This is a genomic window from Cobetia sp. MC34 (genome assembly GCF_018340035.1).
GTDB lineage: Bacteria > Pseudomonadota > Gammaproteobacteria > Pseudomonadales > Halomonadaceae > Cobetia > Cobetia amphilecti.
Genome location: NZ_JADPPY010000167.1, coordinates 1 through 246 on the forward strand (window position 1 = coordinate 1; position 246 = coordinate 246).

Annotated in this window: 1 protein-coding gene; it reads left to right on the forward strand. The window is 58.9% G+C overall.

What is annotated here, in order from left to right; genetic code table 11:
* Positions 1-207: hypothetical protein (locus tag IZU87_RS17545; RefSeq protein WP_213115394.1), on the forward strand; the 207-nt coding region annotated here is incomplete at its 5' end.
* Positions 208-246 lie beyond the last annotated feature (39 nt).

Consider the following 246-nt stretch of genomic DNA (forward strand, 5'->3'; position numbering starts at 1 on the left):
GCCTATCAGGTTCTGCATGGCCTTCGCTGCTTGCTGGGGCGCCAGACCCGGCAGGGTTGGAGCCTGAGCCGGATGCGTGAACAGGTGCTCAAGGTGGCGGCGACGCTCTCGCTGCACGCTCGGCGCAACCACCATAGCTTCAAGAATCGAGCGACCGCAGCGACGGTCGACGATGACGGCTGCTTTAACGGCGTGATTAATTCCTGAACGTTATATAGATACGACAGAAGAGCAGCATTTGGGCAT